At 53.2% G+C, this 25,929-nt stretch carries 18 protein-coding genes; 7 read left to right on the top strand and 11 right to left on the bottom strand.

What is annotated here, in order from left to right; genetic code table 11:
- Positions 1-119: 119 nt before the first annotated feature.
- From hemE to ACFODX_RS10095, 4 genes are all read right to left on the bottom strand, one after another.
- Complete coding sequence (gene hemE, locus ACFODX_RS10110) at positions 120-1,187, bottom strand: uroporphyrinogen decarboxylase (RefSeq protein ID WP_378118678.1); 1,068 nt, start codon at positions 1,185-1,187, stop codon at positions 120-122.
- Positions 1,188-1,329: 142 nt separating this feature from the next.
- Positions 1,330-2,748, bottom strand: a complete 1,419-nt coding sequence (locus ACFODX_RS10105) for an FAD-dependent oxidoreductase (protein WP_378118676.1) — start codon at positions 2,746-2,748, stop codon at positions 1,330-1,332.
- 27 nt (positions 2,749-2,775) lie between these two features.
- Complete coding sequence (gene gltB / locus ACFODX_RS10100) at positions 2,776-7,227, bottom strand: glutamate synthase large subunit (protein ID WP_378118674.1); 4,452 nt, start codon at positions 7,225-7,227, stop codon at positions 2,776-2,778.
- 255 nt (positions 7,228-7,482) lie between these two features.
- Positions 7,483-7,941, bottom strand: a complete 459-nt coding sequence (locus ACFODX_RS10095; protein ID WP_378118671.1) for a hypothetical protein — start codon at positions 7,939-7,941, stop codon at positions 7,483-7,485.
- Between the two features lie 135 nt (positions 7,942-8,076).
- On the opposite strand from ACFODX_RS10095, the gene ACFODX_RS10090 reads away from it, so the two are divergent.
- Positions 8,077-9,201, top strand: coding sequence for a flagella assembly protein FlgT middle domain-containing protein (locus ACFODX_RS10090; RefSeq protein WP_378118669.1), 1,125 nt, complete (start codon positions 8,077-8,079; stop codon positions 9,199-9,201).
- Here ACFODX_RS10090 and ACFODX_RS10085 read toward each other — a convergent pair.
- Together ACFODX_RS10085 and ACFODX_RS10080 are read right to left on the bottom strand one after the other, a co-directional pair.
- A complete protein-coding gene (locus ACFODX_RS10085) occupies positions 9,198-10,709 on the bottom strand; it encodes a tryptophan halogenase family protein (RefSeq protein WP_378118667.1) in 1,512 nt (503 codons plus the stop codon). The two genes, ACFODX_RS10090 and ACFODX_RS10085, sit on opposite strands and share 4 nt — an antisense overlap.
- Positions 10,706-11,623 (bottom strand): hydrogen peroxide-inducible genes activator, encoded by a 918-nt coding sequence (locus ACFODX_RS10080; protein WP_378118665.1) that lies wholly within the window; start codon positions 11,621-11,623, stop codon positions 10,706-10,708. The genes ACFODX_RS10085 and ACFODX_RS10080 overlap by 4 nt, the downstream gene beginning before the upstream one ends.
- A 218-nt stretch (positions 11,624-11,841) precedes the next feature.
- Between ACFODX_RS10080 and ACFODX_RS10075 the strand changes: the two genes are divergently transcribed.
- The 5 genes from ACFODX_RS10075 to ACFODX_RS10055 all read left to right on the top strand — a co-directional run bounded on the left by ACFODX_RS10075 (position 11,842) and on the right by ACFODX_RS10055 (position 17,331).
- Positions 11,842-13,155, top strand: coding sequence for a cation:proton antiporter (locus ACFODX_RS10075; protein ID WP_378118663.1), 1,314 nt, complete (start codon positions 11,842-11,844; stop codon positions 13,153-13,155).
- 263 nt (positions 13,156-13,418) lie between these two features.
- Positions 13,419-14,225 (top strand): exosortase-dependent surface protein XDP1, encoded by an 807-nt coding sequence (xdp1, locus tag ACFODX_RS10070; protein ID WP_378118661.1) that lies wholly within the window; start codon positions 13,419-13,421, stop codon positions 14,223-14,225.
- Positions 14,226-14,421: 196 nt separating this feature from the next.
- Entirely contained in the window at positions 14,422-15,195 is a 774-nt protein-coding gene (locus ACFODX_RS10065) for a ThuA domain-containing protein (RefSeq protein ID WP_378118659.1), read from the top strand.
- Between the two features lie 34 nt (positions 15,196-15,229).
- Positions 15,230-16,732, top strand: a complete 1,503-nt coding sequence (locus ACFODX_RS10060; protein WP_378118657.1) for a phospholipid carrier-dependent glycosyltransferase — start codon at positions 15,230-15,232, stop codon at positions 16,730-16,732.
- A 2-nt stretch (positions 16,733-16,734) separates the two neighbouring features.
- Entirely contained in the window at positions 16,735-17,331 is a 597-nt protein-coding gene (locus ACFODX_RS10055; RefSeq protein ID WP_378118652.1) for a serine protease, read from the top strand.
- Positions 17,332-17,427: 96 nt separating this feature from the next.
- Here the strand turns inward: ACFODX_RS10055 and secD are convergent, their stop codons facing one another.
- Both secD and ACFODX_RS10045 read right to left on the bottom strand, forming a co-directional pair.
- Positions 17,428-19,728 carry a protein translocase subunit SecD gene (secD, locus tag ACFODX_RS10050; protein ID WP_378118650.1) on the bottom strand — a complete coding sequence of 767 codons (2,301 nt, stop codon included), beginning with the start codon at positions 19,726-19,728 and terminating at the stop codon, positions 17,428-17,430.
- Positions 19,729-19,796: 68 nt separating this feature from the next.
- Positions 19,797-20,243, bottom strand: coding sequence for a hypothetical protein (locus ACFODX_RS10045; protein ID WP_378118648.1), 447 nt, complete (start codon positions 20,241-20,243; stop codon positions 19,797-19,799).
- A 286-nt stretch (positions 20,244-20,529) separates the two neighbouring features.
- Between ACFODX_RS10045 and ACFODX_RS10040 the strand changes: the two genes are divergently transcribed.
- Entirely contained in the window at positions 20,530-21,000 is a 471-nt protein-coding gene (locus ACFODX_RS10040; RefSeq protein ID WP_378118646.1) for a hypothetical protein, read from the top strand.
- A gap of 85 nt (positions 21,001-21,085) precedes the next feature.
- On the opposite strand, the gene ACFODX_RS10035 is transcribed toward ACFODX_RS10040, so the two are convergent.
- The 3 genes from ACFODX_RS10035 to ACFODX_RS10025 form a co-directional block, all read right to left on the bottom strand.
- Positions 21,086-22,384: a glycosyltransferase gene (locus tag ACFODX_RS10035; protein WP_378118644.1), complete on the bottom strand. Its 1,299-nt coding sequence runs from the start codon at positions 22,382-22,384 to the stop codon at positions 21,086-21,088.
- Positions 22,385-22,389: 5 nt separating this feature from the next.
- Positions 22,390-23,658 carry a TIGR03862 family flavoprotein gene (locus ACFODX_RS10030; RefSeq protein ID WP_378118642.1) on the bottom strand — a complete coding sequence of 423 codons (1,269 nt, stop codon included), beginning with the start codon at positions 23,656-23,658 and terminating at the stop codon, positions 22,390-22,392.
- A gap of 203 nt (positions 23,659-23,861) precedes the next feature.
- Positions 23,862-25,850 (bottom strand): sialate O-acetylesterase, encoded by a 1,989-nt coding sequence (locus ACFODX_RS10025; protein ID WP_378118640.1) that lies wholly within the window; start codon positions 25,848-25,850, stop codon positions 23,862-23,864.
- Positions 25,851-25,929: the final 79 nt, after the last annotated feature.

The raw sequence follows: 25,929 nt of genomic DNA, 5'->3' as shown, positions 1-25,929 counted from the left end.
GGGTGAATCTTCCTAAAAACCGGATATTGCAAGGAGTGTAATGAAGATAATGACGCGGCACCAGCACCCGCCGCGGAATCGCGACCAAAAGATGCTGGCGACTGATGGCTGGCGGCAAATTATGCGTGATAGCTAGCAGACAATTCGTGAACTGCGTTGATAAATGCGCCAGCGTGCTCTGGATCAACTTCAGGCGTAATGCCATGGCCCAAATTGAAAACATGCCCTGAGCCGCGACCATAGCCGGCGAGAATGGCGCCAACTTCAGCGCGAATCCGCTCGGGGGAGGCATACAAAATCGTAGGGTCCATATTGCCCTGCAGCGCAACCTTATCGCCCACCCGGGCGCGAGCTGTTGCTATATCTGTGGTCCAATCCAAGCCCAAGGCGGTTGCACCGGTAGCCGCCATGGCCTCCAGCCACTGACCGCCGCCCTTGGTAAACAAAATCACAGGTACTTGACGACCTTCATTTTCGCGAATCAAGCCAGAGACGATTTTGTGCATATATTTCAGCGAAAACTCCTGATACGCCGCATGGGATAGCGCACCGCCCCAGGTATCAAAAATTTGCACTGCTTGGGCGCCCGCCCGGATTTGCGCATTGAGGTAGACGGTGACCGAATCGGCTAGCACGTCCAGCAATTGATGCATCACTTGCGGTTGGTTGTAGAGCATTTCCTTGGCACGACGGAAATCGCGGCTGGAGCCGCCTTCGATCATATAGGTCGCCAAAGTCCAGGGGCTGCCAGAAAAACCAATCAGCGGTACACGACCATTCAGCTCGCGGCGGATGGTTTTGACCGCATTGACCACATAGGGTAAATCCTGCTCGGGATTGATTACCTTGAGTGCATTCACATCGGCTTCGGTGCGCACCGCTTTCTTGAACTTGGGCCCCTCGCCTGTTTCAAAATACAGGCCCAAGCCCATGGCATCGGGAATGGTGAGGATATCGGAGAAAAGGATCGCTGCATCGAGACCGGGGTAGCGGTCAAGTGGCTGCAGAGTCACCTCACAAGCCAATTCCGGATTAGTACACAAACCCATAAAATCGCCCGCCCGGGCGCGACTGGCACGGTACTCCGGTAAATAACGGCCGGCTTGACGCATCATCCATACTGGAGTCACATCCACCGGCTGCTTGAGTAGTGCGCGCAGGAAGCGGTCGTTTTTGAGTTCAGTCATGTTCTAATCCTCAGGCTCAATCTTTTATAGGTTGGATAAAACAAACCCCGCATAGGCGGGGTTTGTTCAACACAGGTTGGCGGGTGGAGCCTAAGCGATGCCCGCCGCAATGATCAATGCACCAGTTTAACTTCCAGCCGGTTTAAACTTCCAGATAGTCCAGAATACCCTGCGCCGCTTCGCGACCTTCCCAAATTGCAGTAACTACCAAGTCAGAACCGCGCACCATATCACCACCGGCAAACACTTTGGGGTTGCTGGTTTGGAACTTGAACTGTTGTTGCTCTGGTGCCACTACGCCACCCCAACTATTCACTTTTACCCCGTTAGTTTCAAACCAGGGTTGCGGGCTGGGGCGGAAACCGAAGGCGATGAGCACCACGTCAGCAGGCAGGATTTCCTCAGAGCCAGGCACAACCACCGGGCTGCGACGACCTTTTTCATCGGGTTCACCCATTTGGGTGGTAACCACTTTCACGCCTTCCACCTTGCCATTGCCAACGACGGCAACTGGCTGACGGTTATAGAGGAACTGCACGCCCTCTTCTTTAGCATTGGCCACTTCTCGCTTGGAGCCAGGCATATTTTCTTCGTCGCGACGGTAAGCACAGGTCACTGAAGCAGCACCTTGGCGAATGGAAGTACGGTTACAGTCCATGGCAGTATCACCACCACCCAGAACAACCACTTTCTTGCCCGCTACGCTAATGAAGTCGTCAGGGCTTTTTTCAAAGCCAAGGTTGCGGTTTACATTGGCAATCAGGAACGGCAGCGCATCGTAAACACCGGGCAGGTCTTCACCGGGAAAACCGCCTTTCATGTAGGTATAAGTACCCATGCCCATGAATACCGCGTCGTAATCACGCAGCAATTCTTCCATGGTGATGTCTTTGCCCACTTCGGTATTCAGGCGGAATTCGATACCCATTTCGGTAAAGATTTCACGGCGACGACTCATCACTGATTTTTCCAGTTTGAACTCGGGGATACCAAAGGTCAGCAGGCCGCCGATTTCGGGGTACTTGTCGAATACCACCGGCTTAACACCGTTGCGCACTAGCACGTCAGCACAGCCAATACCGGCAGGGCCAGCACCAATCACGGCCACTTTTTTGTTGGTCCAAACAACTTTGGACATGTCCGGCTTCCAGCCCATAGCAAAGGCGGTATCAGTGATGTACTTCTCGGCGTTGCCAATAGTTACCGCACCAAAACCGTCGTTCAGGGTACAGGCGCCTTCACACAAACGATCTTGTGGGCACACGCGGCCACAGACTTCCGGCAGGGAGTTGGTCTGATGACTCAACTCAGCCGCTTCAAAAATATTGCCTTCGGATATGAGCTTCAACCAGTTGGGAATGAAGTTGTGCACCGGGCACTTCCACTCACAATAGGGATTGCCGCACTCCAAACAACGATGCGCCTGGCTTTCCACCTCTTCTTTGGCGAAAGGTTGGTAGATTTCCACAAAGTTGCGTCTGCGGGTTTCTATATCTTTCTTGGTGGGGTCCTGACGACCCACATCGAGAAACTGAAAGTCATTGCTTAAACGTGCTGACATGATTTTGACCTCACTCGTCACCAAGAGTTATTCGCCGCGCTGGCGGAAACTAACCAACAAACTGCCCAAAGATGCTGCTTTGGGTTTAACCAGCCAGAACTTACCGATGTAATCATCGAAGTTATCCAGCAGCTCTTGGCCCCAGGCACTTTCAGTCTCTTGTACAAATTCTTCAATCGTCGTGCGCAGGTGGTGGCGATGCGCCTCCAAAGCCTCGGTGTTGATGCGGTGAATGTCCACCAACTCGTGATTGTAACGATCCACAAAGTCATTTGCTTCATCCAGCACATAGGCAAAACCACCGGTCATACCCGCACCGAAGTTCACACCGGTTTGACCCAGTACTGTGACCACACCACCGGTCATGTATTCGCAGCAGTGATCGCCAGCGCCTTCCACTACCACATGGGCACCGGAGTTGCGCACGCCGCAGCGCTCGCCTGCCGTACCGGCTGCAAACAATTTACCGCCAGTCGCACCGTACAAACAGGTATTACCCAGAATGCTGGTTTTGTTGGACTTGAAGCCGGAACTGCGCGGTGGGCGAATTACCAGCTTACCGCCAGCCATGCCCTTGCCCACATAGTCGTTGGCATCACCTTCCAGATACATATCCAAGCCACCGGCATTCCACACTCCAAAACTTTGGCCGGCAATACCGGTCAGTTTCAGTTTGAGTGGCTTGTCTGCCATGCCTTGGTTGCCGTAACGCTTGGCGATTTCACCGCTGATACGCGCACCAATGGAGCGGTCGCAGTTGGTGATATGGAACTCAAACTCGCCGCCGGTTTTGGCTTCAATCGCGGGCAACAACACTTTAATCATTGCCTCGGCGGTTTCACCTTTATCGAAAGGCTCGTTTTTGCTCACGGCGCACAATTGCGGCTTGGTGGCCAAATAATCGTCGGTATAGATGATCGGGCTCAAATCCAATTGCTGTTGTTTGGTAGTTTCACCTTCCAGCACCTGCAGCAGATCCACGCGACCAACCAATTCACCCAGAGTGCGCACCCCCATACGCGCCATCCACTCACGGGTTTCCTCGGCAACAAACTTGAAGAAATTCATCGCCATTTCCACTGTGCCTATGTAGTGGTCTTTACGCAGTTTGTCCTGCTGGGTAGCAACACCGGTGGCGCAATTGTTCAGGTGGCAAATACGCAGGTATTTACAACCCAAGGCAACCATCGGGCCAGTACCAAAGCCGAAGCTTTCAGCGCCAAGCATGGCCGCTTTTACTACATCCAAACCGGTTTTCAAACCGCCGTCGGCCTGCACGCGAACCTTGTCGCGCAGGTCATTGGCGCGCAGGGTTTGATGAGTTTCAGACAGACCTAACTCCCAGGGTGAACCCGCGTATTTAATAGAGGTGAGTGGGCTAGCTGCAGTACCACCGTCATAACCGGAAATGGTGATCAGGTCGGCATAGGCTTTGGCCACGCCAGCAGCGATAGTACCTACGCCGGGGCGAGATACCAGTTTCACCGAGACCAGTGCGTCTGGGTTCACTTGCTTCAAGTCGTAAATCAGTTGAGCAAGGTCTTCAATCGAGTAGATGTCGTGATGGGGTGGCGGTGAAATCAGGGTTACACCGGGCACCGAGTGACGCAGGCGCGCAATCAGTGCATTCACTTTGCCACCGGGCAACTGACCACCTTCACCGGGTTTTGCACCTTGGGCAACCTTAATTTGCAGCACTTCAGCATTCACCAAATAGGCAGGTGTAACACCGAAACGACCAGAGGCAACTTGTTTGATCTTGGAGGATTTCACAGTGCCGTAACGCGCTGGGTCTTCACCACCCTCGCCCGAGTTGGAACGCCCCCCCAAACGATTCATGGCTTCAGCCAAGGCTTCATGCGCTTCAGGCGATAAAGCGCCGAGCGACATACCCGCCGAGTCAAAACGTTTGATAATGCTTTCAACCGGTTCCACTTCTGACAGGGGAATGGGTTTGCACAGGTCTTCACGAATCGCCAGTAAGTCGCGCAGCATGGAGACCGGACGCTTGTTCACCAAATCGGCATAGTTACGCCAAAGCGCGTAGTTACCGCTCTGCACTGCCTTTTGCAGGCTCTGCACTACATCGGGGTTGTAAGCATGGTATTCGGAGCCGTGAACATACTTGAGCAGACCACCTTGTACGATTGGCTTACGCTCGATCCAGGCAGTTTGTGCCAGGATTTTCTGGTCGGCTTCCAGGTCTTCAAAACGCGCGCCACCAATACGCGACGGCGTGCTCTCAAAACACATACCGATCACTTCTTCCGCCAGACCAATTGCCTCAAACAGCTGTGCACTGCGGTACGAGGTGATGGTGGAGATACCCATTTTGGACAGGATTTTCAGCAAGCCCTTGTCGATTCCCTTGCGGTAGTTCTTGTAGGCGGTATCAACGTCAGTCAGCAGCTCACCCGTTTCAATCAAGTCGTTGAGCACGTGGTAGCTGAGGTAAGGGTAAACGGCGGTTGCGCCATAGGCGATCAAAGCGGCGATTTGATGTGGGTCGCGCGCGCTACCAGTTTCCACAATCAGGTTGGAGTCACAACGCAAGCCAACGTTGGTCAGGTGCTGGTTAACTGCACCCACCGCCAGCAGGGCAGGAATAGGTAACAAGCCTTTTTCAAAACCGTAGTCGCTCAATACCATCAACACTTTGCCAGACTTAACCGTCGCTTCAACGTCAGCGCAAAGTTTGGTAAGTGCCGCCTGCAGGTTGGTCGCTTCAGGATTGTAGTAAAGCGAGAATTTCGCCACTCCATAACCGGGGCGATTCATACCCATAAGGCCACGGAATTTTTCAGGCGAGAGTACAGGCGAGGTCAAAATCACCCGATCCGCATGCTCGGGCAACTCGTCATAAACCGGCAATTCACGGCCAAGGCAAGTTTCCAACGACATCACAATCGCTTCACGCAATGGGTCGATCGGCGGGTTGGTTACCTGGGCAAATTGCTGGCGAAAATAATCGTAAAGTGAACGCTGCTGACGCGACAGCACGGCCATAGGGGTATCGTCGCCCATTGAGCCAACAGCTTCCTGACCACCCTCAGCCAGCGGACGCAACAGTTGGTCGCGCTCCTCAAAGCTAACCTGGAACATTTTCATGTTGGCCTTGAGCGCTATGCCTTCGATACCGTTTTCTTTGGTGTCGGTGTTCAGGGTGGACTCAATACGCAGAGCACGCTCTTTCAGCCACTGCTTGTAAGGCTTGCTCGACTTAAGCTGGTTGTCGATATCCTGGGTGTTGTGCAGGGTGCCAGTCGCGGTGTCAATCGACATGATCTGGCCTGGGCCAAGGCGCCCTTTGGCCACTACATCGGCCGGATCATAGGCATACACACCCACTTCCGAGGCCACAGTGATCATGTCATCTTTGGTAATCACCCAGCGCGATGGGCGCAGGCCATTGCGGTCAAGCGTACAAACCGCGTAGCGACCATCGGTAATTACCAAGCCTGCGGGGCCATCCCAAGGCTCGATATGCATGGAATTGTATTCATAGAAGGCGCGCAGATCCGGGTCCATATTCTCCACGTTCTGCCAGGCCGGCGGCACCAGCATACGGATGGCGCGGTGCAATTCCATGCCACCCAGAGTCAGGATTTCCAGCATGTTATCCAAGCTGGAAGAGTCAGAACCGGTGCGGTTTACCAGCGGAGTAACACTGTGCAGCTCAGGCAGGAGTGGTGTTACAAATTTGGGGGTACGCGCCACCGCCCAGTTGCGGTTACCCACAATGGTGTTGATCTCGCCGTTGTGCGCCAACATCCGGAAGGGCTGGGCCAGCGGCCATTGCGGCATAGTATTGGTGGAAAAGCGCTGGTGAAACACACAGATCGCTGTCTCCAAACGTTCATCGGCCAAATCCGCAAAAAAGCGTGGCAGATCAACCGGCATCATCAAACCTTTGTAGGACAGGATACCGGTGCTCAAGCTGGCAACATAAAAGGCTTTGTCGTCTTTCAAGCGGATTTCCGCTTTGCGACGCGCCATAAACAGCTTGGCGTTAACCTGCTCCAGCGGCAGGTCGGGGTTATTTACAAACAGGTGATTAAAAGTCGGCAGCGACTTCATGGCGATAGGGCCAAGACAGCTGGGGTCAACCGGCACTTCGCGCCAGCCAGCTACAATCAGGCCCTGGGCAGTCAACTCTTCAGCGACTACCGCACGCGCCTTATCGGCTTGGGCCGGGTCGCGGCTGAGCATAATCGCGCCCACACCATAAATAGAGGTCAGCTCGGCACCACAGGCTTCCTTGGCGACGGCGCGCAAGAAACTGTCCGGTTTCTGGATCAATAAACCACAACCGTCACCGGTTTTGCCGTCTGCATTGATACCACCTCGGTGGGTCATGCAAGTCAGTGCTTCGATTGCCGTAGTAAGCAGACGATGGCTGGTCTTGCCCTTTAAGTGGGCAATCAAACCAAAACCGCAGTTATCTTTGAACTCGTCTATCTGGTAGAGGCCAGTGGTCATAGGCTGATTCTCAACAAAAAACATTATCAAGGGATACGAAGGTTGGACACGCAACGTTCATGCGAGAGTTGCGCCAAATTGCATCCCAGACAAAAAAGCCCCTGAGGTGCAGGGGCTAGGCAAATGGGCGCAGGATATTACCCGCTTGAAGGGGTATTGGCAAGCCAAGTGGAATCAAACAGCCGCTGAATTATGCGACAAGCTGGCGCAAAAAGCGCCAGTGGTCGGGGCTGTTATTTTCTAAAGGAAGGCGAACTATCGGGAGGCTTTCCAGCGCTCAGGCGTCAAGGTTTGTTTGCCCCCAAAGGCGGCCTTATCGGCTTCGGTTGCACTTTCTTTGCACTCCCCCCTCACCCACAGATGGTATCGGGAGATACTGCGATCCAGCTCAAAAAAACCTTCGCGGCAATAGCCCGCTTTTTCCACCACATAACCGGTATTCTGCAACAGCCGCTCATGGGTGTTGCGCCCTACATTAACACCTCCCTCATAAAAATCACGGCGACTATCGCGACCATCGCGACTGACACGAATGTGATTGGGAATTTGCTCTTCGGGCCAGCGCAGGCGATAGGTAAACATCTTGCTTTGATTGGGAAGAACTTCCACCTCAAGCGTTTCTGCCATAGCACTTTCTACATAACTTCGACCATTGGAACTGCAGCCTGCCAGCCAGCCCGCACAAATAACCAGCAGTATCACGAATTTTTTCATCAACCTGCTCCGCAACAAATGGCGCCTCCGCCGTGATTCTTATGATTTCCTGACTAAAGAAAAGCCGCTGCGGGCCGATCTTAATCCTAGCGTTATACCTTGCATCACTATACCCGCATATCACCGGAGCCTGCCATGGGTTCAAACAGCCCCTACATCCAGTCATCCCGGGCAATTCGATGCCTGTTGTTGACCAGCATACTGGCACTGAGTTCAACGCTCGCAGCCAGCCCGCTGGTACCAGAAGATATTGCCTATAAACCGGGCAGCACTGCAGCACCGAATGAAAATACAAGCGCGGGAGTGATTGTAGGTAGCGCAGAGCTCCCCACTCCAGACACCCCCACAACCGCGCAAGTCAATGCCAGGCCAGCCGCGCGTCAAAACCAATGCACCGACCAGCGCCGGGAGCACAACCACCTTGGCAAATCACTGGTGATCACTCGCTTTACCAACAGCAACCCGCAGACCGCAAATGCCGGCAACTTGTTCGCCGCCGAATCCGGCATGGCGGAGTTGATCCGCAATGATTTGGCCCAAGCCAATCCCATGCTTGCCCCCAACTTGATCCCGCTGGGTTTCGCCCTGCCCGACCTGAGCGAAACCCAGCGCAAGCAACAAGCGCAAAAAATTGCCCGCCAAGCGCGCGCGCAATTTGTCCTGAGCGGCACTATTCATGACATGGCATTGACCGATGCCAACACCACCTACAACCCGGGAATTTATCGCCGCCTTGCCAACGGTTTTCACGACCTGACCGGCATTCAAAAGTTCGACCCGCGCACCCGCCTGTTCAGCCTGGAACTTGAGTTGCGCGATGGCTTTACCGGTGAACCGCTGCTAACCCGCCACTACACCACAAGCGGTATTTGGAATACGCGCAAACCTATAGGTTTTGATTCACCTGCTTTTGCCAAAACCCCCTACGGCAAACAAATCCGCAAGCTTGGCAAAACTATCAGCCAAGAACTGGTGCAGACTCTGGATTGCCAACCCTATATCGCCACCATTGAAGCCTACCCCGGGCAGACCCAGGTGATATTGCAAGGCGGCGCCAATAACGGCTTGCAGGCCGGCGCGACTATGCAGCTGTACCAGTTGGTGGTGGTGGGCTCAAACACCGAATACCAGGTGAGCGAAACGCGCCTGGTCAAGCGCCCAACCCAGCTGCACCTGAGCGAGGTCTACCCCTCCCATAGCACTGCGGTGATTGAGGATGGCAGCTACTTGAACGGCCAATATTTGGCCGTGATTGATTAGCCCTGCTCAACGGCTGGTGCGCCGAAGCGCCCCGCCAGATAGTCATCGTGGGTAGGCAAGGTCTTCACCATACTGAGGATGGCCGAGCGGGCAAGCTTGAGGTTTTCGTTAATTTGCTCCAGCTCGATATTATCCACCCGCGGGCTGTATTTAGCCGGGCGAATGCCCATACCCTCAAAAATGGATTGCCAGCTGGCGCTGCGGAATAATTCATCCCGCTCTTCACGCACTATGCCGTGCGCCTTGAACAAATCGATACGCTCGCGCAGCGAATCAGGTAGCGGCATGGTTTGGCACCAGCGCCAAAAGCCACTGTCGCGACGTTCACTGGTGCAGTAATGCAAGACGATAAAATCACGCACTTCCTGATAGTCCGCCGCCATACGCCGGTTGTACTCGCGCTGCAGACTGGGCTCACAGTCGCGGTCAGGGAAAAAGCGCAACAAATAATCCATGCCGCGCGCGATCAGGTGAATCGCAGTGGACTCCAGCGGCTCCACAAAGCCAGCCGAAAGCCCTAGCGCCAAACAATTATTTTTCCAAAACGCGGTGCGCCGCCCCACCCTGAAATTCACCACCCTGGGGTCATTGATGCGCGGCGCATCCAGGCTGCCAAGCAGGGTGCTCTTGGCCTCGGCATCACTGCAGAAGCGGCTGGCATAGACATAACCGTGCCCGGTGGCATTGCGCAGTGGAATACGCCAGGACCATCCCGATTTGCGCGCGGTCGCCGTGGTGTAGGGCATACGCGAACCGGCCGCCGCGGTTTTTACTACCAGGGCGCGATCACAGGGCAAGTAGTCAGACCAATCCTCAAACCCGGACCCCATCACCCCCTCACTCAGGAGCGCGCGAAAGCCCGAGCAATCGATAAAAAAATCTCCTTCAATCCGGCGGCCATCGGCCAACAATAGCGCCGACATAAATCCGCCCTCATTGCGCTCGGCCGCCACATAGTTGCCTTCACTGCGAACCACCCCGCGCGCTTCGGCGTAGCGGCGCAAATAGGCCGAAACCAGCTTGGCATCCAGGTGAATTGCGTATCCCGCACCGCCAATCGGGGTGTTAGCGGCTTGCGCAGGCAGAAAAAATCGCCCCTGCGCCGCCATGACTGAACAGGGGGCAAAATCCTGCAGCGGATAGTCGCCGCCAGCCATGGTGGACTTCAGCCAGCACTGGTAAAAATCCTGCGCACCAATACGCTGACCCAGCGCGCCATAGGGATGAAAGTAGGATTCATTTTTACAGCGCCAATCCACAAACTTGATACCCAACTTGTAACAGGCCTGGGTTTCGCGGATGAAATCCTCCTCGTCTATCCCCAGGCTGGTAATTAAACGCAACACCGGCGGGATAGTTGACTCCCCCACGCCCACCGAGCTGATTTCATCTGACTCGATCAACTCAATGGAACAGAGGTCGCGACGCACATGGGCCGCCAGCATAGCGGCCGCGATCCAACCCGCCGTACCGCCACCGAGGATCACAATTTTTTTAATGGGATTCATGACAACTCCGTCAATTCCGGCTCGGTGGTAAAACTCCAGTAGGCACCGCTGCACATTTGGATGGAGCGGCGCAACACATCTATCGCCTTGTGGCGCGGAAAACTGGCGCGCCATGCCAGCGCCAGGGTGCGACCAGCTCCGGCGAGCGGGCGCGCCACCAGCCGACTGGCAGCACAGATTCCGGGCGTAGCCGCTGACCGCGGCACCACCGCCAAACCCTGCCCCGCGGCAACCATATTGCGCAGGGTTTCAAGGCTATTGATTTCATCACCAAGGAGCACCGTCTCAGGCAGTAAAGCCAGTACCTGCTGGCGCAGGCAGTGCCCCTGCGCCAGCAACAGCTGGGGCTGCCCGCGCAGAGCAGCCAGATCCACTACCTGGCTGGCACTCAGTACATGGGTAGACGGCATTATGACTACCAGAGGCTCGTCATATAAGGGCTGCACCACCACATCCGGCTCGCTAAACGGCAGCGACACCAGAATGGCATCCAAACTGCCTGCACGCAGCTGCTTGCAGAGTTCCGCACTCATGCCCTCACTAACACTCAGCGGCATGGTCGCCACCTGCTGTGCAAGGTAGGGCACCAATTGCGGCAACAGGTAAGGCGCCAGGGTATGGATCACCCCCAGCGACAAGCGCCCCTGTAGCTGGCCGCTGCCAGCTTGGGCCAGCCGCCGGATATCACTCACCCCGGATAACACCCGCCGCGCCTGATGAATAATGTCGCGCCCGAGCACTGTAGGGTGTACCCCGGACTTGGTGCGCTCAAACAGCACCACGCCCAACTCCTCCTCCAACTTGCGCACCGACACACTCAAGTTGGGCTGGGTGACATCGCAGCGCTGGGCCGCACGGCCAAAATGCCGCGTATCCGCCAACTCAACGATAAATCGCAGTTCCGCCAAGGTCATAAAAGACACCTAAAAAATTATTGCCGACCGGTTTACCGGCAAATGAAACCGACAAACAGCTGCCACCCAAAAAATGATAGCCAAAATTTATCGACCTTACATTGCGATGGCACCCAGCTTTCCACTACAAAGCACAACCCGCCTGCGTTTAGCCGGATGCCACCTAAACGCCGGACGTATAACAACAGCAGTATCAACATAAAAATCGGATTCATCCCATGACAATCGCGCAACTTTCTATCGTCTTCTTCTTGCAGATGTTCGTTATTCTCGCAGCTTGCCGTCTGGTCGGCTGGCTTGGGCAAAAATATCTTCACCAGCCCCAGGTGGTAGGTGAAATGATTGCCGGGGTAATCCTTGGCCCCTCACTTTTTGGTCTACTAATGCCCGAGTTACAGAAAAGCCTGTTCCCCACCGAAATGAAAGGCGTGCTCTACGTGGGCGCGCAGCTGGGTGTAGGCATGTATATGTTTTTGGTGGGCCTGGGCTTCCGTGGCGACCACTTCAAAGCCAACATCAAGAGTGCTGCCGCCGTATCCATCTCCGGTATGGCGGCCCCTTTTATTGTCGCGATCCTCATAACTCCCTGGCTATTGACTGTGCCGGGATTGTTTTCTGAAAAGGCGACTGTTTTTAGTGCCACCCTGTTTATGGGCGCCTGTATAGCCATCACCGCCTTCCCTATGCTGGCGCGCATTATCCACGAGCGCGGCTTGAGCCAAACCAAACTGGGCACCTTGTCGCTGTCAGCAGGCGCTATTGATGACGCCGGAGCCTGGTGTGTGCTGGCGGTAGTGCTGGCCACCTTTGGTGCAGGTGCGGAACTGGCGATCACCACCATTGTTGGCGGCATCATTTTTGCCACTTTCATGATTGTGGTAGCCCCCAAAATCCTGGCGCCTCTGGCGCGCGCCGCTGAACAGCAACAAACCCTCAGCCCAACGCTCTTTGCGCTGGTCATTATGAGCTTCATGCTGGCAGCCTTCACCGCCGACGCTATAGGCTTACATGCCGTATTTGGCGGGTTCTTGCTGGGCGCAGTGATGCCGCGCGGCAAACTCACTCAAGAGGTGAAACGTCAACTCGAACCGTTTGTCGTGATTATCCTGATCCCCATTTTCTTCACCTATTCAGGCCTCAACACTCAACTTACCATGGTTAACAATCTGGAATTACTGGCGATTGCCGCCGTGATTTTAGTTGGATCAATTGTTGCCAAAGGTGTTGCCTGCTGGGGCGCAGCGCGCTTGTGTGGCGCTGACAACCGCACCGCCATGGGTATTGGTGCACTGATGAACGCGCGCGGTTTGATGGAGCTGATTATTATCAATATCGGCCTGCAAGCCGGGGTGATTGGCCCAGCCCTGTTCTCCATGATGGTATTAATGGCGATAGTGACAACCCTGATGGCATCGCCACTGTTCGAGATAGTCTATGGGCGCCATGCGCGCAAAACCGGTGAGCTGGGTGCAATTGGCAGTGAAGAACCCGAGCACCAGCCAAATCAAACAGCCAAGCCTCAAGCCATTTAAACCTGCCGCCTCATTAACTGCCAGCCCGGGCCTCAACCCGGGCTTTTATTTTTCACCCTCACCGATTGCCTGCCGAAGAACCTATTAACCAGCGTACGCTTTGATAACATCCGGGGAATCCAAGTGTCGAACTTCTTGTCACTTAAGCCAACGCGCCACTCTTTTGTGAACAGCATCACCTTTCAAATCAATCAATTAGATGTGCTGGCACCCAATTTGCTTTGCACCTGCAAATTGTCAAATCAACCATTTTGGATAAAGTCATGCGCACACTTGTAAACCTGCTTGGATGCTTCAGCCTGTTGGCCGCCACCTCCGCTGTGGCCGGCCCCATCAGCATCAACCTCAACACCCCGGATTCACGCAATGGCGCGCTCAACGCGACCTATGCCATGCAGTACAACTACAACGAAGGCGACATCAACCTCTCGGTTACTGGCTGGTCCTATGGTGTAAACAAAACCAAAACCTGCAAGCGCTACAACTACTGGGGCCAGTGTGCAGAATACAAAACCGTCACCAGTGTGAAGCAGGAAATTGAGCAGGACTATGTTGGCAAGTGGGATGGCCTGGGCGTGGAAAAAACCGATAGCCCCAACCACGCCGTGGATAACGAAGGCGGTGATTTTGATATGCACCTGCTCTCCTTCGACCAAATGGTGATTGTGGACAGTCTGGATATGGGCTGGATCTCCAACGACAGCGATGTGACTGTGCTGGCCTACACCGGCACCAATTTTGATAGCGCTTCACTGCTCGGCAAAAAGTGGCAAGACCTGTTGGGCATGGGCTGGTCGCTGGTGGGCAACTACTACAACGTGGACTACCACCCCAATAGCGGCAAAATCAACGCTGGCAAGGTTGTCGCGCAGCACTGGTTGGTTGGTGCCTACAACGATGTGTTTGGCGGTTTTACCGGCGACAACATCAATAAAACCGGTGGCAATGATTACTACAAACTCAAAGGCATCACCCTGGATAAACCTCCGGTAGTTGAAGTACCTGAGCCAGGCGCACTCTTGTTGTTGGCACTGGGCCTGATTGGTTTGGGTGTGCGCCGCCGCATCTAAGACTTTGACTGGTTTGCAAAAGGGCGCTCTGTGCGCCCTTTTTTATTGCCTATAAATCCTAATCGCTTATGATGGCGTCCGCTCCAAAACAATAAAAAGCACCACTGCCACAAATCGCAAACAACAATAAAAGTGTGAATTACAAAAAAGGTCAACCACAACAAAAACAATCTCTTCGCGACGAGGTACCTTCACAATGCGCAACAAGTTACTGATCTCCATCGCGCTCACTTGCTCGTTTGTCATGGCAAGCCTGAGTGTACAAGCACAACAATTTAATGTGCTTTTATTTACCAAAACCAATGGCTTTCATCACGAATCTATCAACGAAGGTGTCACCGCCATGCGCGCGCTGGCCAAACGCCACGACTTTGCGCTTGATTGGCACGAAGATGCCAGCGTGTTCAGCGATGAACGCTTGCAAAAATATCAGGCGGTGATTTTCCTGCTGACCACCGGCGATATTCTCAACGACGAACAACAAGCGGCGATGGAGCGTTTTGTGCGCGCCGGCAAAGGTTTTGTGGGTGTACACAGCGCCTCAGACACCGAATACGATTGGGATTGGTACACCAAGATGGTGGGCCGCACTTTCCACATTCACCCCGCCAATCAAACTGCTGAACTGCAAGTGCTCGACCGCAAATTTCCCGGCCTTGAGCGCATGCCCGACCGCTTTTGGTGGACGGATGAGTGGTACGAATTTGGCGCAGAGCGCACCAAAGGTTTGAATTACATCCTCTCGGTAGATGAACAAAGCTACGACCCACGCGCGCAATGGGGCGAGAAAAAAGGTGTCGGCATGGGCAAATTCCACCCCATCGCCTGGTACCACAACTATGACGGCGGCCGCGCGTTTTACACCGCTCTTGGTCACCTGCCCGCCACTTACAGCGACACACTGTTTTTAGAGCATGTTTACGGCGGCATCTTCTGGGCAGCAACCGGCAAAGGTCTGCGCAAAAAATAATTCCAACGCACAACCCTAACGTAAAAATAACACTATGAAACTTTTCCTGAAAACCTACGCTCGTTTTATTTACCCGGCGGTCATTCTTATTATTTCGCTGGGTATTTATTTTCCTTTTTACGGCAGCCCCCAAGCCATGTTTTGGGACGAGAACTATCACGTTGCCTCAGCCCAAAAACATATAGACGGTGTGATGTATATGGAGCCGCACCCGCCACTGGGCAAAATGCTCATGGCCGTGGGCGAAGTATTGTTTGGCGGCAACGGCGAGGTTGATAAACAAAAGTTGTTGGAGACGGATTATTTAACCGGCGACAACGCGCCACCCACTATGACCTACAAAGGCTTTCGCTGGCCCTCGGTCATTATGATGGCGTTCAGCGTGTTATTTTTTTACGGCATTATCAATGCCATTACCCAGCGCGCCTGGTTGGCGGCGGCGTTTACCAGTTTGGTGATTTTTGATAACGCTCTGGTGATTCACTCGCGCGCCGCCATGCTGGAAGGTATACAGCTCTTTTTTATCCTCGCTGCACTCTATTATTTTGTGCGTGTGGCAACGGATTTTATCCACCACCAAAAAGCGATTTTATTAAAACACTATGCGCTGCTCGGTGTGTGGATTGGTTTATCCGTCGCCGTAAAAGTAAACGCATTTATTTTGCTGCTGCTGTTTGTCATGCTGTTTGGCGTAGACCAATGGAGCAATATAAAACAATGGCAATGGCGCAAGCTGTTGAGCCGCCTGGCCACCACTGTGCCCGCGGGTGTTATTCCTGTTGCCGCGGTTTTTTTCGCAGTGTTTTATGTGCATATCGGCATGGGCACCAAGGTTATTAATGACCGCACCTACAAAGCCTCACCGGAATACCTGGCGGAAATTCGCGCGGGCAACACCTGGTCGCCCTCCACTTTTATGCTGGGCATGGCCGACAACTGGAAATACATGTCGGAATATGCCGATGGTGTTCCGCGTTTGGATATTTGCAAACCCGATGAAAACGGCAGCCACGCCATGGGCTGGCCACTGAGCAAAAAAACCATCAGCTACCGCTGGGATAAAAATACCGTAGACGGCAAAGTGGTAGTGAAATACAAATACCTGATTGGCAACCCGATTGTCTGGTTCTCGGTGCTGGGCGGTATTATTTTATCGGTGGGTTTGATTATTGGCCGCTACGTTTACAACAGCCCGATTAAAGATGAAAAACTCTTTTACTGGATCTGCGCCTTCACCTCGCTTTACCTCTGCTACATGATTGCAATTTTACAAATCGAACGGGTGATGTACCTCTACCACTATTTAGTGCCGCTGGTATTTGGCGCCGTCAACCTCGCCCTGGTGTTCAATTACATTTATCGCGATCAGGTAATCGCCAATAACAAACACACTATTATCAACGTGAGCTTGTTTGCTTTATTAGTGATTGCTGTGTTTGCATTTTTCTCACCCTTCACTTACGGCTTTGGCCTGACCGAAGACCAATTTGAAATGCGCAACTGGTTCAGCTTCTGGAAATTGCAGGTGGTGAGATAATCATGGCAACACAAACCAAAACCCAAAACAGGCTTTTCACTACAGAAATGCTGTTCAATAAAAACTCCATTTTTTCCGCGCTGCTGGCGCTGGTAGTGGTGCTGATTCTGGTGCGTATAACCCCAGTCAGTGTCGATCCGGTGGTGAAATTGGTCATCAGCAAAAACCGGGTAAGCATCACCAATATTTATCAGGCACGCGATATTGAATCCAGCCGCGAAGTCATGGTGGATCGCTTGGAGCTGCTTGAAAAAAGCCGCTTCCGCCACCCCGAACTGGGCAACGTCGCTATTTTCAATGATGATTTTTTTGTGGATGTAAACCACACCATCACCGTTAAACAAGCAGACACTTACCGCTTCCTCATGGGCAGCGACGATGGTTTCTCCCTGCGTGTTGACGGCAAATTAATCTGCGAACACCTGGGCGACCGCCCCTACACAGTTCAGGTCTGCATGATTCATTTAAGCGAAGGCCAACACCAGGTTTCCATGAGTTACTTCCAAGGCTTCGGCAACTCCGGCTTCACCGCCCAATACGCCCGCGGCGACGAAAAACCCCGCTGGTTTGGTGAGGATTCGAGTAGCGTGAAGTTTTAATCGCTTAATCAACAAAAGCGCCCGCAACTGCGGGCGTTTTTATTTAATGTTTATTGAAAAGTGGTTGGCAACAAGTAGCCCGCATAAACCTCTCCATTAAGGCAACAAATCAATCTCCCGCTGCGTTTCATTCACAACATGCAGTTGTGATTTTCCTTGGCGCATTCTGCGCTCACCCAGCCACAATAAAATCGGCGCGGCGATAAATATCGAGGAGCTGGTGCCTATGACTATGCCGAATAACATGGGCAGGGAAAAGCTGGATACCGCGCTGCCGCCCGCGATTGCCATAGGTAAAAGCGCGAGGAAAGTAGTCACCGAGGTGAAGGTGGTGCGGGTCAGGGTTGAGGTGATGCTTTCATTTAATAATTGCACCAGCGGTTTGTTGGGATTGATGCGCAAATATTCGCGGATGCGATCAAACACTACCACTTTGTCATTCACCGAATAGCCGATTAAAGCGAGCAGCGCCGCCACGGCAGTGAGGTTAAACTCCACGCCGGTGAGCGCAAAAAAGCCGATGGTTTTGGTGAGATCCAGCGCGAGCGTAAGTGTGGCAGCCAGCGCAAAATGCGATTCAAAACGCGCCCATAAATAACCGAGCATGCCCAAACCTGCCACAATAATGGCGAGAATGGTGGCATCGCCAAAATCGCCGCTCACGCGCGGCCCCACCATTTCCACACGCGGGAATTCTGCTTGCGGGGCTATAGCCTGCACGGCATTTTTTATCGCCTGCACACTTTCTCCGCTGGCGACATCCTCTGCAGATTGCATTGGCAGGCGCAGCAAATAATGCCCCTCATTGCCGAACTCCTGAATTGCCACCGCACTTTCACCTTGGGCAGATAAGCCATTGCGCAAGGCACTCACATTGGTTTCCGGCGCGCTGACTTCAATCACTGTACCGCCACTGAAATCGATACCGTAATGCAGGCCCGGGCTGAAAAACAAACCTATTGCAGCAAGTGATAACACGGCTGATGCCGCGATTCCAAAAAAGCGTGCGCGCAAAAACGGAATAGTATTTTCACTGACCTTATCCAGCCAGGTTAAACCGGAAATTTTTAACGGCGCGCGACCTAATTTGCTCACCCGCCACTCCATAATCAGGCGAGTAAAAGCAATCGCCGTGAACATGGAAATAATTAAACCGACTGCCATGGTCACGGCAAAACCGCGCACCGGGCCGCTGCCAACTAAAAACAACAAGCTGATGGCAATTAACGAGGTGACGTTAGAATCCAGAATAGTGCTGTAAGCGCGCTGGAAACCGGCACGCAATGCTTGCGCTGCAGTTTCACCGCGCCGCGTTTCCTCGCGAATGCGTTCATTAATTAAAATATTCGCATCCACCGCCATGCCGATACTTAAAATAAAACCGGCGATTCCGGGCAAGGTGAGTGTGGCACCCAGCAAACTCAGCACACCGAAACTCAGGCCTATATTCACCGCTAAGCCGACACAGGCGATTAAGCCCCAGCGACCATAAATACCCAGCATAAATGCAAACACCAGCAGCGCGCCGATAATGCCGGTGTTGACGCCCATGGCGATGGAGTCGCTGCCCAAATCAGGCCCTACGGTGCGCTCCTCGATGACTTTCAGCGGTGCAGGCAATGCACCAGCGCGCAATAGCAGCGCCAGATCATTGGCCGATGCACTGGTAAACGAGCCACTAATTTCACCGCTGCCGCCGGTAATTGCACTGCGAATCACCGGTGCGGTAATCACTTTGTTATCCAATACAATGGCTAGGGCGCGACCAACATTGTGCTGGGTCATATCACCAAAACGGCGCGCACCGTCTTTGTCCAATTTAAAATTCACCACTGGCTCGCCACTATCGGGATTAAACGCCAGGCGCGCATCGCTAATGTGTTTACCTTCCAACGCCACTCGCTCTTCCAATCGATAGCGTTCACCACCCTCACCTTCCACTGTGATCAATTGGGTATGACCGGGCGAGTGTGTATTGGCCGCCCAATGAAAAGTCATGCGCGCCGTAGTGCCGAGCAACTCACGGATATGGTGCGGATCGCTAACACCAGGTAACTGCACCAGAATACTGTCGCTGCCCTGCCGCGTAATCATTGGCTCCACCATGCCGGTTTCATCCAAACGGCGACGCACAACTTCCACGCTTTGCTCGACTGCATCGCGCACAATTTGGTCGTGTAGAGCAGGATTTTTATTGCGGGTTAATTCACTGGTATCCACTTCCAACAACAGGTGCGAACCGCCGCGTAAATCCAGGCCCAGCGTGAGCTGGTTGTGTGAATACCAATCCGGTAATTTTTGCAAAGTGGATTCAGGTAAAACATTAGGCAGGGCGCTCAGCAGCCCAAATAAAATAATCAGGCCGTACACCAGCGCCCGCGAAAAAAGGGTTTTCATGTTTAATACTCCGCACTGCTCGCCAACGCGAGCAGAAAAATTTCAGTCAGTTTTTTTAACGGGAGTGATTAAAGGTGCGGTGGTGCGCGCGGAGTATTCAGCGAGCGATGCTGCGGCCAATCCAGTCGCGGCGCATCGGCAACAGCCGCAGTGATAACCTGCACTGTGGGCAGCAGAATAAAAAAATCGCCGAGTGCACCCCAGACTGGATCTGAGTGATCAGAATCGCCCGCTGGATTGGCGGATTGATTTCTATGCTGGGAAAAATAGCGTTTGAGCGAGAGCGCGTAATCGCCACTCACATGCAGTGGTGCATCGCGAGTGACATTCAGGCTGCGCTGATCCGGCGTTTGCGCGGGCGCAGCAATGCCCAAACTGTAAATAACAAACAGCCACAGCAGACTTGCCGGCAGCAATCCCGCCATTAACAAGCGCGCGCAATGGCCGGGCATAACAGGGCCATTGCAAGGCAAAGCAGAGGCGCGCGCGGGCAATTGGGCGGGATGTTTGGGCATGCAGGCAACCGTCAGACTGATTGCCCCATGGTTGGGGCCCGGCAGCGCTTATTCAACGCCAGCAGAGTAAATTCAGCGTATAGGATTACCCAGACACCTGCGCCGATATCCTAAATTTCAATTAGATCAGTGGCTTAAAGTGAATCAACGCACAAGAAAAGAATAATTTTCATTTGACCTTAAGTCGCAACTTGATTAGGGTGGCCGCGCCTTTTGGCACTCTTTTTATCTTGTTTGAATTGCTGATATTCAGACTCACTTATTAGCCGCACTAGGGAGTTTTACCGTGAAAAAATCATTGGTTGTTATGGGTTTGGTTGGTCTTTTAGCAGCAAACGCACAGGCAAATGACCTGTTTGGGTCGCTCAAAAAGGCATCCGAATCGGTGGACAAGGCACAGGCAAAAGTGGCTGAAACCCAAGACAAAGTGGAAGACACCAGCGCTGCAGCGAGCGCCACAGCGGCTACACCAGAGGAATCTGCCGTTGCTCTGGTAAAAAGCAAATTGGGCGATAAAGCCACCAAAGCCCAGGTAGAAGCCAAATTGGGCGCACCAGTCTCCAAAAGCGGTGAAGCCGATGCCGAAGTATGGTTTTACAACGCCAGCTCAGTGAACGCTACCGCTGCGCAAGCTGCACAAGTTGCCGCCGCCCTGGGCGTAAGCGCTGCCGCTACCGCCAACAAACAAGTTGCCGTGCAGTTTGCTGGCGATGTGGTAACTGATGTAGCTGTTGCTGAAGCTGCTGCTGCGGAATAAAACACTACGCATAAAAATAAAAACGCGCACCAGATCAATCTGATGCGCGTTTTTTATTGCCGACTATTTATACAAACAGATTGGCTTAACGATTTTTCGCCTCAATCCACTGCGCCATGTATTGGGTGCTTTTGTGGTGATGGTGGCGCAGCATGTGGCCGATAAAATTCTGCTGCCGTTCAAGGTGGAGATTTTCTGCCAGTGTAGCTAAACGCTGCTGCAAGTCCTGGCTGTAGTCGCGGCGATAAAAATAATCGCGCAGAATGAGCCAGCCCTGTTGCTGCTTGTTTTGCCACAGACCCGCTTGGGTATACAAATCAAATGCGGCGCGCGCAAAGGCAGCGGCGTCATCTTCAATCGCACCACACCATTCCAAACCACCGCTCATGGATTCTGCGCCTATGCGGGTGGTCACGCTGGGTGTGCCGCTGTGCATGGCATCCATTAACTTGCCTTTTATGCCCGCACCAAAGCGCAAAGGCGCGAGACAGACGCGCGCGTTTTGCATCACTTCCTGTGCATCCTCTGCCCAACCTTTAATGAGAAAACCTTCTCTGGCGTTATGCAATTGGGTTGCTTTGGGTGGTGGGTAGGCGCCGTAAATATGCAGCTCGGGCGGCGCCATATTCGCCTGCAAAAACTGAGCGCGAACCAGTGGCCAGAGCTGGTGTTTAAGCCACTGCACGGAATCCCAATTGGGTTCGTGGCGAAAATTGCCGATGGTAATAAAATGCTGGCGCGCAGAAAAATCCGGCAGTTTTTTATCAACAATTTCCGATTGGGATAAAAACGGGCAATAAAATAATAATTGCGCGGGCACCGCAAAATAGTGTTTCAGCAATTCCATTTCCACTTCGGAAATCATTAGCGATAAATCACAGCGGAACATCGCTGCCACTTCGCGCTGCGCCATGTCGCTGCCTGACATCTGCGCATAGAGTTCTGCGGCAGTTGCACTCACTGGCGGCACCGCATGGCGCGCGACTTCGGTGGCAGCGTGTTTTTGTGCAGCTTTTAATAATTGCTGGCGCGCATGGCGCAAGCTGTGAAAATCCTCGGTGTCTAAAATGCGCAGCGCCTGTGGGCACTGCTGCTCCACCCGCCAACCAAATTGCTCCTCGGTAAAAAAGCGGTCGAACAACACTAAATCCGGTTGCAGTTCTGTTATAAAACTATCGAAGCTACTGCAATTGAGTGCGATGGTTTTTTCAGTGATGCCGATTTGCTTTAAATCGAACCGGTGCTCCGACAGCGCCGCCGCAGAGGCAAAAGTGACGTCACACCGCAGAGATAAAAATAACTGCACCAACTCCAACATGCGGCTGCCCGCGGCAGAGGAGTTTGGCTCCGGCCACACATAACCAATCACCAATACTTTTTTCATAAGGTTCAGGCCTGGGCGTGTAAATAACTGAGCAGGCCATAAGCCGCAGCGCGGCCCGAGGCAAAGCAGCCAGTTAACAAATAGCCGCCGGTGGGGGCGTCCCAATCCAGCATTTCACCGGCGCAAAATACCCCGGGAATTTGTTTGAGCATGTAGGAGGAATCCAGCGCTTTGGCGGCTACACCACCGGCGCTGCTAATGGCTTCATCTATCGGGCGAGTGGCGGTTAAGGTGAGCGATAATTTTTTCATCGCCAGCGCCAGCAACTCGGTGTTTTCCACAGTTTGTTTACTGGTGAGTTCACGCAACAGCGCAACTTTTACTGGTGGCAAATTAAATTGTTTGCGCAGGAAATTACTCAGCGAATTTTTCTCGCGCGGTTTATTGAGTTTTTGCAGAATTTTTTCGTGGGATAAATCCGGCAGCAAATCAATATTCAACATTGCTGAACCGTTGTGCGTGAGACTATCGCGCAGGTATTTGGACAGTGCATAAATTCCTGTGCCCTCTATGCCATAGGCACTAATGATGGCCTCCGACAAAATCCGGCGCGGCTGGCCGTGAACATCCACACAACTTAACCCAACGCCATGCAAGGGCGAACCAGCCTGTTGGCTGCGTATGTGCTCGCTCCAATTCACTTCAAACCCGCAGTTACTGGGCAATAAATCATTCACAACCACACCGCGCTCGCGCAGCAGCGGCACCCAGGCGCCGTTGGAACCCAAACGCTGCCAACTGGCACCGCCCAAGGCGAGCAAAACAGCATCGGCCTGAACGCTTGTTTCACTTAGCGCATTATTTTCCTGCACCGCAAATTGCAAAGCACCCTGCGCATTCCAACCCAGCCAGCGGTGGCGCGGATAAAACTTCACCCCCAACTCACGCAGGCGATGCAACCAGGCGCGCAACAGCGGCGCCGCTTTCATATCCGCCGGAAACACACGGCCAGACGTACCCACAAAAGTTTCAATACCCAAACCATGCACCCACTTGCGCAGGGCATCGGCATCAAATTGTTTGAGGGCATTGATAAATTGTGCGCTGGCGGTGTAACGCGCGCGAAAATCTTCCGCTGGCTCTGCGTGGGTGATGTTCATCCCCCCCACACCCGCCAATAAAAATTTGCGCCCGACCGAGGGCATAGCATCGTAAACCGCGACCGCATGACCGGCGCTGGCAATAACTTCTGCCGCCATTAACCCCGCCGGCCCGCCGCCAATAATGGCAACGGATTTGGTGCGTGGGAGATCAAAAATATCGAATTGTTTCAAAATAAAAACGCCGATGAGAAATTAATTCTGCATCGGCGTTTTAGTGTTAAAAATTTAGTTTACTCCCTCGTCGCTAGCGCAATGGATTCCGGAATTTGCTCGGAGACCGTGGCCCGCAGGGACGCGGGCGACGAGCCCCCAAGGACGGGTTCACGGCGAGTCTCCGAGTGAAATCCGGAATCCATCGCGCGGGGGGAAATACACTAATCCAACACACTGGCCTCAAACGGCGATGCAGGCAGACCGGCGCTATTATACAGATTTGCCCCCTCAGGGTTATCCGCCCAGGCATAACGCACCCACTTAGGCTCGCTGATGCCATTCGCCGACACGCGCAGTGTATTTTTCTTCAACTGCACCTTAGCCCACACAAACTTTTTATCCGCCCCCGCGATGGCCATATGTTTAACCTCACCACCGCCGCGCACCTGCAAACCTTTACCAACCTCGGTAAAACTCAATTCCAAGCTATCGCCCTTGCGCACGACTTTTTTCAATACCGGACCAGATGCCAACAGACCTTTTTTACCATAGGCCACCTTTAGCGCGCCCAAAGCCAAACGCTCACCCACCGATTGTTTATCCAGCGGGTGAATATCGTTCCACTCACCCACATCAATCGCCACCGCCATAGCCGTATTTTTTAACGCAAGCGTTTGACGCTGCGCCTCGCGCAATTCCGCCCAAGCACTTTCACCCGGTTCAGGATTCGCTGGTAAAAAATTGGCGAGCTGGGCGTAAATAAAAGGAATATCGCCCTGCTGGAATTGATTGCGCCAATCCACAATTAAATCGCTGAATAATTGTTGGTATTCTGCTGCACGGGTTACGTTAGATTCGCCCTGATACCAAATAAACCCTTTAATTTGCAGCGGCAATGCCGGCGCTAATTTAGCGTTGTACAGCGCTGCGGGCAGGTAATGCAACGTCGTGCCGGGTTGCATATTGCCCACACGCGCGGCGATTTTGTATTGCCAATCGCCCTCCAGCGAAACCGCCTCGCTACCTGAATAACCCGCGCCCAATTCGCTTTCACCCAACATCAAGGCGTAGCGTTTCTCCCGCACGAAACCGGGGTTGCCGGAATAACTGGTGATGCGAATCGCAATAGTATTTTTACCCGCTTTCAGCAACTTTTCCGGCAGCGCATAAATACGCGGTGGATATTGATAACCCGTTTGACCAACGGCCTGGCCGTTCACAAACACTTCATCGCCATCCACAATGCAACCCAACCAGAGTACCGCTTTTTGTGCAGCTTGGGCTGGGCTTAACTCGATGGTTTTGCGCAGCCAAACTGCGCCGTTAGTAAAATCGCGATCTGCTGGCGCTGCATTTTCTTTAAAAAAACCGGGCAGCTGAATGGTTTTCCAATCGCTGCTATCAAGCTCCGCTTGCGACCAATTATTTTTCAAGCCTATGTCGGCTGCCGCCAAATCGGTATACCACTTACTGCTGTTGGCTTTGTCCGTGGCGATGGTCGCCTGCACATGGGCATCGTTTTTAAACGGCTGTAATTTTTCCAAATAGTGCGGATATTGTTGCAGCGCCGATTCACTCATCCAAGCCTCTGCCGGTGAACCGCCCACCGGGATGGTGATGATGCCCACCGGCACTTTGGTGTGCGCCAGGATTTTTTGCGCAAAGAAAAAGCCTACCGCCGAAAAACCTTCCAGATGTTCAGGCGTTGCCGTTTTCCATTGCCCCTGAGTGTAATCCTTTAGTGGCCCCTTAAAGGCGTAAAGCACCGGCACATTAAATTCGCGAATGTCGGGCTGCTGCGTGGTTTCAATCAACCCGGGATATTGGTATTTCACCCGGCGCAGTGGTAATTCCATATTGGATTGGCCCGAGGCGATCCACACATCGCCCAATACAATACCGCTGCGGCGCAGGGTATTTTTGCCAGTCACCACCAAGTCGTAAGTGCCACCGGCTTTGCGGGCGGGGAAAGTCACTTGCCACTGCCCCTGTTGCGCTACCGTGCTTTGCTCTTTGCCGGCAAAACTGACTTTCACTTGCTCACCTTCATCCGCCCAACCCCAAATGATGATGGGTTTGTCGCGCTGCAGCACTGCACCGTCACTTAATAAACGCGGCAGGCTGACATCGGCATAGGCGGGAGAACACAAGGCGAACACTGCACAGAGCAGCGCTAAACAGCGCGTTGAAATAACCGATTTATTATTCATAGCTGGCTCTTTCCTGGGTTTGGCTTACATTTTGGACTTTAGTTTTGGGCTTTGGCTTTTAACCCTGCCCTTAGTTATA

The sequence above is a fragment of the Cellvibrio fontiphilus genome (genome assembly GCF_042646205.1).
GTDB classification, from domain to species: Bacteria; Pseudomonadota; Gammaproteobacteria; order Pseudomonadales; family Cellvibrionaceae; genus Cellvibrio; species Cellvibrio fontiphilus_A.
Note: the sequence above shows the minus strand (reverse complement) of the source record. Positions and strands in the feature narration are given on the sequence as shown.

Excerpts from the sequence above, each read along its gene's own strand:
- hemE (WP_378118678.1), bottom strand. The coding sequence starts at position 1,187 with ATGACTGAACTCAAAAACGACCGCTTCCTGCGCGCACTACTCAAGCAG.
- ACFODX_RS10105 (WP_378118676.1), bottom strand. The coding sequence starts at position 2,748 with ATGTCAGCACGTTTAAGCAATGACTTTCAGTTTCTCGATGTGGGTCGT.
- gltB (WP_378118674.1), bottom strand. The coding sequence starts at position 7,227 with ATGACCACTGGCCTCTACCAGATAGACGAGTTCAAAGATAACTGCGGT.
- ACFODX_RS10095 (WP_378118671.1), bottom strand. The coding sequence starts at position 7,941 with ATGAAAAAATTCGTGATACTGCTGGTTATTTGTGCGGGCTGGCTGGCA.
- ACFODX_RS10090 (WP_378118669.1), top strand. The coding sequence starts at position 8,077 with ATGGGTTCAAACAGCCCCTACATCCAGTCATCCCGGGCAATTCGATGC.
- ACFODX_RS10085 (WP_378118667.1), bottom strand. The coding sequence starts at position 10,709 with ATGAATCCCATTAAAAAAATTGTGATCCTCGGTGGCGGTACGGCGGGT.
- ACFODX_RS10080 (WP_378118665.1), bottom strand. The coding sequence starts at position 11,623 with ATGACCTTGGCGGAACTGCGATTTATCGTTGAGTTGGCGGATACGCGG.
- ACFODX_RS10075 (WP_378118663.1), top strand. The coding sequence starts at position 11,842 with ATGACAATCGCGCAACTTTCTATCGTCTTCTTCTTGCAGATGTTCGTT.
- xdp1 (WP_378118661.1), top strand. The coding sequence starts at position 13,419 with ATGCGCACACTTGTAAACCTGCTTGGATGCTTCAGCCTGTTGGCCGCC.
- ACFODX_RS10065 (WP_378118659.1), top strand. The coding sequence starts at position 14,422 with ATGCGCAACAAGTTACTGATCTCCATCGCGCTCACTTGCTCGTTTGTC.
- ACFODX_RS10060 (WP_378118657.1), top strand. The coding sequence starts at position 15,230 with ATGAAACTTTTCCTGAAAACCTACGCTCGTTTTATTTACCCGGCGGTC.
- ACFODX_RS10055 (WP_378118652.1), top strand. The coding sequence starts at position 16,735 with ATGGCAACACAAACCAAAACCCAAAACAGGCTTTTCACTACAGAAATG.
- secD (WP_378118650.1), bottom strand. The coding sequence starts at position 19,728 with ATGAAAACCCTTTTTTCGCGGGCGCTGGTGTACGGCCTGATTATTTTA.
- ACFODX_RS10045 (WP_378118648.1), bottom strand. The coding sequence starts at position 20,243 with ATGCCCAAACATCCCGCCCAATTGCCCGCGCGCGCCTCTGCTTTGCCT.
- ACFODX_RS10035 (WP_378118644.1), bottom strand. The coding sequence starts at position 22,384 with ATGAAAAAAGTATTGGTGATTGGTTATGTGTGGCCGGAGCCAAACTCC.
- ACFODX_RS10025 (WP_378118640.1), bottom strand. The coding sequence starts at position 25,850 with ATGAATAATAAATCGGTTATTTCAACGCGCTGTTTAGCGCTGCTCTGT.